Source organism: Leptodesmis sp. (assembly GCF_052746595.1).
Map to the genome: position 1 here is coordinate 1 of NZ_JBRAGO010000011.1, position 7,409 is coordinate 7,409.

Annotated in this window: 6 protein-coding genes; 4 read left to right on the forward strand and 2 right to left on the reverse strand. The window is 50.7% G+C overall.

The genetic code is table 11. The features are described 5' to 3' along the window. The first annotated feature begins 131 nt into the window (after positions 1-131). From ACUVQO_RS03885 to ACUVQO_RS03900, 4 genes are all read left to right on the forward strand, one after another. The gene (locus tag ACUVQO_RS03885; protein ID WP_445924581.1) at positions 132-1,865 is read left to right on the forward strand and encodes an ABC-F family ATP-binding cassette domain-containing protein; all 1,734 of its coding nucleotides are present in this window, start codon (positions 132-134) and stop codon (positions 1,863-1,865) included. Positions 1,866-1,977: 112 nt separating this feature from the next. After that, the gene (gene gpmI / locus ACUVQO_RS03890; protein WP_445924582.1) at positions 1,978-3,576 is read left to right on the forward strand and encodes a 2,3-bisphosphoglycerate-independent phosphoglycerate mutase; all 1,599 of its coding nucleotides are present in this window, start codon (positions 1,978-1,980) and stop codon (positions 3,574-3,576) included. Between the two features lie 136 nt (positions 3,577-3,712). Further along, positions 3,713-3,946, forward strand: coding sequence for a preprotein translocase subunit SecG (secG, locus tag ACUVQO_RS03895; RefSeq protein ID WP_445924583.1), 234 nt, complete (start codon positions 3,713-3,715; stop codon positions 3,944-3,946). A 28-nt stretch (positions 3,947-3,974) separates the two neighbouring features. Beyond that, the gene (locus ACUVQO_RS03900) at positions 3,975-4,874 is read left to right on the forward strand and encodes a matrixin family metalloprotease (protein WP_445924584.1); all 900 of its coding nucleotides are present in this window, start codon (positions 3,975-3,977) and stop codon (positions 4,872-4,874) included. A 151-nt stretch (positions 4,875-5,025) separates the two neighbouring features. Here ACUVQO_RS03900 and ACUVQO_RS03905 read toward each other — a convergent pair whose 3' ends face one another. After that, on the reverse strand, positions 5,026-6,360 hold the full coding sequence (locus ACUVQO_RS03905) for a TIGR03279 family radical SAM protein (RefSeq protein WP_445924585.1): 1,335 nt from the start codon (positions 6,358-6,360) through the stop codon (positions 5,026-5,028). Between the two features lie 85 nt (positions 6,361-6,445). Continuing rightward, positions 6,446-7,399 carry an undecaprenyl-diphosphate phosphatase gene (locus tag ACUVQO_RS03910; protein ID WP_445924586.1) on the reverse strand — a complete coding sequence of 318 codons (954 nt, stop codon included), beginning with the start codon at positions 7,397-7,399 and terminating at the stop codon, positions 6,446-6,448. Positions 7,400-7,409: the final 10 nt, after the last annotated feature.

Here is a 7,409-nt window from a genome sequence, read left to right on the forward strand (position 1 = left end):
TTCTTGTTCATGGGTTTGAGACGGCATCCGGAAAAATTTCCAGAGTTGCCTGTCCTCTCGCCAGAGATCGTTAAACTTTGTTAAAGTCAAGGCGTGCTATTTCCGTTTCAACCCTTGCTGGAGAGCTTCTGATGCTGCGCCTGGAACATGTGAGTAAAATTTATCCCACTGGAGAAGTCCTGAAAGATATTAACTGGGAAGTTAAACCGGGCGATCGCATTGGTCTGGTCGGTGTCAATGGGGCGGGTAAATCGACTCAACTCAAGATTATTGCCGGAGAAACGGAACCCACCAGTGGTGAGGTGATTCGTCCTGCCAGTTTACGAATTGCCTACCTGACTCAGGAATTTGAGGTGGATCCAGGGCGGACGGTGAAAGAGGAATTTTGGCGAGCCTTTAAGGAGGCAAATGAAGTTCATGAGGCTTTGGCTCAGGTGCATCACGAGATGGAGTCCGCCGATCCCGAAACCCTGGACAAACTGATTCACCAGATGGATCGGTTGCACCGGCAGTTTGAGGCGATGGATGGCTATGGTCTGGATGCCCGAATTGAGAAAATTCTGCCGGAAATGGGATTTGCCCCAGATGATGGCGATCGCCTGGTGAGTGCCTTCAGTGGTGGCTGGCAGATGCGGATGAGTTTGGGCAAGATTCTGTTACAGGAACCTGATTTGCTGCTGCTGGACGAACCGACCAACCATCTAGATCTGGAAACGATCGAGTGGTTGGAAGCCTACCTGAAAGGTATTACCACCCCAATGGTGATCGTTTCCCATGACCGAGAGTTTCTCGATCGCCTCTGTACTCAGATTGTGGAAACTGAACGGGGGATTTCCACCACCTACCTGGGCAACTATTCTGCTTACTTGCAACAAAAAGAGGAAGCCCGAGCGGCGCAACAGGCAGCCTATGAGCATCAGCAAAAGGAAATTGAAAAACAGCAAGCCTTTGTCGATCGCTTCCGGGCCAGTGCCACCCGCAGCACCCAGGCGAAGAGCCGGGAAAAACAACTGGAAAAACTTGAACTGGTGGAAGCCCCGGATGCTGGGTTAAGAACGCTCAAATTCCGCTTTCCTCCCGCTCCTCGCAGTGGCCGGGAAGTGGTGATTATCAAAGATCTGACCCATGCCTACGACGACAAAATTTTGTTTCTGGGAGCGGAATTGCTGATCGAGCGGGGCGATCGCATTGCCATCCTAGGGCCAAATGGAGCCGGAAAATCGACGCTGTTGCATTTAATGATGGGCATGGAGCAGCCTACGGATGGCACCGTGGAATTCGGCCAGCATAACGTGATCCCCGGTTATTTTGAACAGAATCAGGCAGAAGCCCTGGACTTGCAAAAGACGGTGATGCAAACCATCCACGATGAGGTGCCCGACTGGACAAACGAAGAAGTGCGGACTCTGTTGGGCCGCTTTCTGTTCAGTGGCGAAACCGTATTTAAAAAGGTCGAAGCGCTCAGTGGAGGTGAAAAAGCGCGTCTGGCCCTGGCCAAAATGCTGCTGCGCCCCGCTAACCTGCTGATTCTTGACGAGCCGACCAACCACCTGGATATTCCCGCCAAGGAAATGCTGGAAGATGCGCTGCGGAATTATGATGGCACGGTGATCGTCATCTCCCACGATCGGTATTTCATTTCTCAGGTGGCTAATAAAATTGTGGAAATCCGAGATGGCGAGTTGCGGCTGTACCGAGGCGATTACCACTACTACCTGGAAAAAGTGGCCTCAGAGAAGCAACAGGCTGAGTTAATGGCACTGGAAGCCGAAAAGGCAGCAAAAGCGGCGGCGAAACGAGCCAAACAGAAGGAAAAAGAAAAAGCCAAGAAGGACAAACAAAAAGCAGAAAGCGTGAAAGGTTAAGCTTGAGGATCTAATAACAAAAACTTTGATCTGAAGTGCTCCACAAACTCGACCGTTGCAATCACAATGCTATGATTTCGTAGAACTCACTTCAATGAAGGAATAGCTTCCTATGGCGCAAGCGCCTGTCTCGCCAGTTGTATTAATTATTTTGGATGGTTGGGGTTACCGCGAGGATACGGAGGGAAATGCGGTGAAAGCCGCTAAAACCCCGGTCATGAATTCTCTCTGGCAAGCCTACCCGCATACGACGATTCGTACCTCTAGTAAGGATGTTGGATTGCCAGACGGACAAATGGGGAACTCAGAAGTTGGGCACTTGAATATTGGTGCAGGCCGGGTAGTGCCCCAGGAACTCGTGAGAATTTCTGATGCGATCGAAGATGGCAGCATCCTCAGCAATTCTGCTCTGGTGAAAGTCTGTCAGGAGGTCAAACACAGTCAGGGCAAATTGCATCTGGTCGGCTTATGTTCTGATGGTGGAGTACACTCCCATTTGACCCATCTGTTTGGTCTTCTGGATTTAGCCAAGGATCAACAGGTTGAAGAGGTTTGCATCCATGTCGTAACCGATGGTCGGGATACCTCACCTGACTCTGGGAAGGGATACGTTCAACAACTGGTTGAGTATATTGAGCGCCTTGGCTTGGGACGAATCGTTACCCTCAGTGGTCGCTATTACAGCATGGATCGCGATCGCCGTTGGGATCGGGTACAAAAAGCTTATGAAGTGATGACCCAGGATGGCGATGGGGATGGACGATCGATCCCGGAAGTGATTCAGGACTCTTACGATGCAGGAGTCATGGATGAGTTCATCGTGCCGACTCGGATCGCTCGTGGGGCCGTGGAACCGGGAGATGGCGTGATTTTCTTTAACTTCCGGCCTGATCGTGCCCGCCAACTGACTCAAGCCTTTGTCGATCCCAACTTCGCTGGCTTTGAGCGGAAACTGATTCAGCCCCTCACCTTTGCTACCTTTACCCAGTACGATCCCAGTCTGCCTGTGCTGGTGGCCTTCGAGCCGCAAAATCTGAACAACATCCTGGGCCAGGTAATTGCCGATCGCGGATTGCGTCAGTTCCGTACTGCGGAAACTGAAAAATATGCCCACGTCACTTATTTCTTCAATGGTGGTATTGAAGAGCCTTTTGAGGGAGAAGATCGGGAATTGGTTCCTAGTCCTCAAGTAGCCACCTATGATCGCGCTCCCAGCATGTCAGCAGAAGCGGTTACAGATGTGGCGATCGCGGCCATAGAGAAGCGCATTTACTCCTTAGTCGTGATTAATTATGCGAATCCAGATATGGTGGGGCATACGGGCAAAATGGAAGCCACTGTTGAGGCATTGGAAGCCGTCGATCGCTGTTTAGGTCGTTTGCTAGAGAGTATTAACCGGGCTGGAGGAACTGCGATCATCACTGCCGATCACGGGAATGCGGAAGTAATGTGGGATGAGAACGGCAATCCCTGGACGGCTCATACTACAAATCCCGTTCCCTTCATTCTGGTAGAGGGGGAAGGTTTAAAGATTCCCGGTCACGGTACCGATGTGCAACTACGATCGGATGGTCGTCTGGCTGATATTGCCCCCACCATTCTGGAAATTCTCAAAATTCCTCAACCCCCAGAAATGACCGGGCGCTCCATTCTGGTCCCTGCGGAATATGGCGTGATATCTACCCGTACTCCCGTCAAACTGGTGCGCTAGTGATCTCCACTGGATTCGATCTCCACTTGTCTTTTAGACTAGAAAAGCACGCAGTAATTTAGATTTTGGCTCTTAGATACCTGCTCACGGGTATCCCTAAAATCCAATATTCAACATTCAACATTCACGATTTCCTATGACTCTCACTCTTGTCCTCAAAACTCTCTGGCTCATTTCCGCTGTCGGGCTAATTATTCTGGTACTGCTTCACAGCCCCAAAGGAGATGGATTGGGTGGACTAGGTGGACAGGCTCAACTCTTTACCAGTACTAAAAGCGCCGAGTTAACGCTGAATCGAGTTACCTGGGTACTAACCACTATCTTCATGGGTTTAACCGTTGTTCTGAGTGCTAACTGGCTCCCAGCCTGAGATTGCCTCTCTGAAAAGGTTGAGATCATTGAAGGAAGTATTTCGGCACTGGTATTCTTCATGGCGCTGGCATCGTTTTTTCAGCTACCGTTTTGTGATTCAATCAATCGGGCTATTAATCACGATCACCACCCTCCTTCCCCTTACCCTCTCACCTTCTCACTCCCTCCCACCCTCTCCTTCTCCCTCTCCCACCCTCCCATCCTCCTTTCCCTCACCCCAGCCCCATCCTCTTCCTGCTGGCCTCCTCACCTGGCAGGATAGCAACCAGGCGGGTGATTACTTTGATCAGGTACAACCCTCGCTCGTCGGTTATCTGATTTGGACACAATTTCCCATCAGAGTGTACGTTCAGCCGCCTACGGATGCAGACAATGCCAGTCCATTTACGGCCAAACGCGCACAAACTTGGGTAAAGGCCGTGCAAGCAGCGATTCAGGACTGGACTCCTTATCTGCCGTTGCAACTAATTGAGCAGGCGACAGAGGCGAATATCACGATCTGGCGTTCTACCCCCCCCTTGCGGGTGGACTACGGGGGCGATCGTAGCTCCCCTGAAACCGCCAATTCCAGGTCTAGAGGTAAACCAGCCTTACCGACCTTGCGTGCCCGTTCCGCTGCGACTCAATTTGAACTGTATATCCGGAAGACAGATACAGGATCGGCAGAGTCAAAATCTCTGCTGGCTCATCGGATGACCATTTACATTCGTCCTGATCAATCCTTTGCTTATTTGCAAGCAGCTGCCCGTCACGAATTAGGCCATGCTTTAGGCATTTGGGGACACAGCCCTAACCCAACCGATACGATGTACTATTCTCAGGTTCGCAATCCTGCACGGATTTCTGTTAGAGATGTCAACACGTTGAAACGGATTTATGAGCAACCTACTCGTTTAGGATGGCCGATGACAAATGCCCAGACTTGAGAGAAAAGTATCTGGCGGTTAAAACCGCGACTGCACTCATCCAGTCTGCCGACGCAGACTCAATACAATCAAAGTTTTCAGTAATCTGTGTTGGCATGGTTTCCCCGGATAGCCACGACTTCAGTCGCCAGGGTGACAATCAACAGGTCTGTTAATTCTTAACTCTGAATATTTCTACTAATTCTTCAACATCTCCAACAGATAAAATCTTAGCCTTGAGATGACTACTTAACTCCTCAACTGTCATGTCATCCAGAAAGCGGGGATCGTCGTGTTTGAGCATGACGGAGGGAATAAGAACTACATCACCGAGATCCTGACCCTGCAGTGCTTGTAGAATATCCTGGCCAGTAATCAAGCCTGTGACAGAGATCTCTTGCCCCCAGTACTGGCTGGCGATCGCCACCATCTGCACCTGCAAGCCTGCCACCTGATTTAGTCGTTTTACGATCGGTTGAAAAGCTTGCTCGACGGCATTGCCAACAACCCAGGTATACCGACGGGGCGCAGGTAATTTCTTAGGTAACTTCTTCGCCGCTTTCTGAAATGCCTTGAGGAACTGGCGAATGGAACCGACTCCATTGCCGATTTGCGGATAGTCTTCATAGTGAAATTCTGGGGGCAGTTCCTGGCCTGCAATCAGGAACCACTCATCGGCTAACCAGGCAAAGGTAGAACCTAGCTGTTGGCGAAACTTGGCTTGTAGTTCCTGTACCTGGGCAATCACTTCCCTGGCTTTGTCGGATGTCACCGGCGTCAGTTCATCGTCACTGGGACGAAAGCGCGTCAGGCCAACGGGTACGATAGCCACAGAGGCAACGGCAGGAATGTCTCCCTGATGAAAATGAGCCAGATCCAGCAGGGTATGGGTAAGATGTTCCCCATCATTAATCCCAGGACAGAGAACCACCTGAGCATGGATCTGCAAATTTCGCTCCTGGAACCAGGCCAGTTGCTCCAATAGCTGACCCGCACGGGGATTTTTCAATAAACGCATGCGTACCTCTGGCTCTGTAGCATGAACCGAGACAAACAACGGGGACAGATGCATCTGCTCAATCCGCTCCCACTCTCGTTGGGTCAGATTGGTGAGCGTGAGATAGCTACCGTAGAGAAAACTCAGGCGGTAATCGTCATCTTTCAGGTACAGGGTGTCTCGCTTTCCGGGCGGTTGCTGATCGATGAAGCAAAATGGACAGTGGTTGTTGCACTGAATCAGGTTATCGAATAGCGCCGACTCAAACTCCAGCCCCAGATCCTCGTCGTAGTCCTTCTCAATCTCGACGTGATGCGTTTTACCACTGGCATCCAGAACTTCCAGTTCCAACACCTCATCTGCACAGAGAAAGCGGTAATCAATTAAATCTCTGGGACGCTGACCGTTGATCGCTACCAAACGATCGCCTGCTTCAAAACCCACCTCTGCTGCGATCGAATCCGGCAACACGGCAGTAATCAGGGCAGGACGGAGAGTGGAAATGCTCATAGCGCGTGAGAAGCTTTAAGTTTTGAGTGATGAGTCTTAAGCAAATGAACTGAGAACTTAAAACCTAAAACTCATAACTCTATTCTTACGCGCTCTTGAGCCAGCCGATCGCGATGGCGCTCAGTAAGGTGGCTCCGAAGGCGAGGCGATACCAGACGAAAACCCAGGTGCTTTGGCGTTGCAGAAATTGGAGTAACCAGGCGATCGCCAGGTAGGAAAAGATGAAGGAAGAGACGATACCAACCAGTAAAGGAGTGCCTAGTTCTGGGTGATGTAAGGCTTCTTTAGCTTCGTAGAGGGTGGCGATCGTCAGGGTAGGAATGCCCAGCAGGAAGGAAAAGCGGGCGGCGGTTTGTCGCTCCAGTCCCAAAAACATGGCGGTAGTCAGGGTGGAACCCGATCGAGAGGCACCCGGAATCAGCGCAATCATTTGGCCAAGGCCAACCAGAATTCCATCCTTTACTTCTAAGGAGTCAAAGTCTCGCTTACGGCTACCAATCTTCTCTGCCAGTCCCAGCAGCAACGCCATGATGATGGACATAATGGCGATCACCAGTGCTCCCTGCAGAAATGCCTGAGTTGCTTCTGGTAACACCTTCTTAATAATTAATCCTCCAATTAAGGCTGGCAGGGTTCCCACGGTGATACCGACCAGAATCTTCCATTCTTCCCGTTGCCAGTCTTTGGCTTGATAGGCGTTCCAGGCTCCTAACAAAATTTGATGAATATCTTGCCAGAAGTACAGGACAACAGCAATTACACTACCAAACTGGATTGCATCGACAAAGTACTTTTCTCCCAGCAGGCTCCAACCAAATGCCTGGGTAAAGACTAACAGGTGTGCAGTGCTACTGATGGGTAGAAATTCTGTAATGCCCTGCACCATCCCCAACACGATCGCCTGAAAAATGCCTTCAAAAAAGCCAACCGATGGAGCAGACGGTGTGGCAGGCTCGGCTACCGCCAACCAAGAGGCTAGATGGCTCACTCCACTGTTATGACTGAACGCTAATGCCGGATGTAAGCTGAGTACTTGCATTTAACTCCTC

Coding starts and splice junctions, on each gene's coding strand:
- ACUVQO_RS03905 (WP_445924585.1), bottom strand. CDS start 6,360: ATGAGCATTTCCACTCTCCGTCCTGCCCTGATTACTGCCGTGTTGCCG.
- ACUVQO_RS03885 (WP_445924581.1), top strand. CDS start 132: ATGCTGCGCCTGGAACATGTGAGTAAAATTTATCCCACTGGAGAAGTC.
- gpmI (WP_445924582.1), top strand. CDS start 1,978: ATGGCGCAAGCGCCTGTCTCGCCAGTTGTATTAATTATTTTGGATGGT.
- secG (WP_445924583.1), top strand. CDS start 3,713: ATGACTCTCACTCTTGTCCTCAAAACTCTCTGGCTCATTTCCGCTGTC.
- ACUVQO_RS03910 (WP_445924586.1), bottom strand. CDS start 7,399: ATGCAAGTACTCAGCTTACATCCGGCATTAGCGTTCAGTCATAACAGT.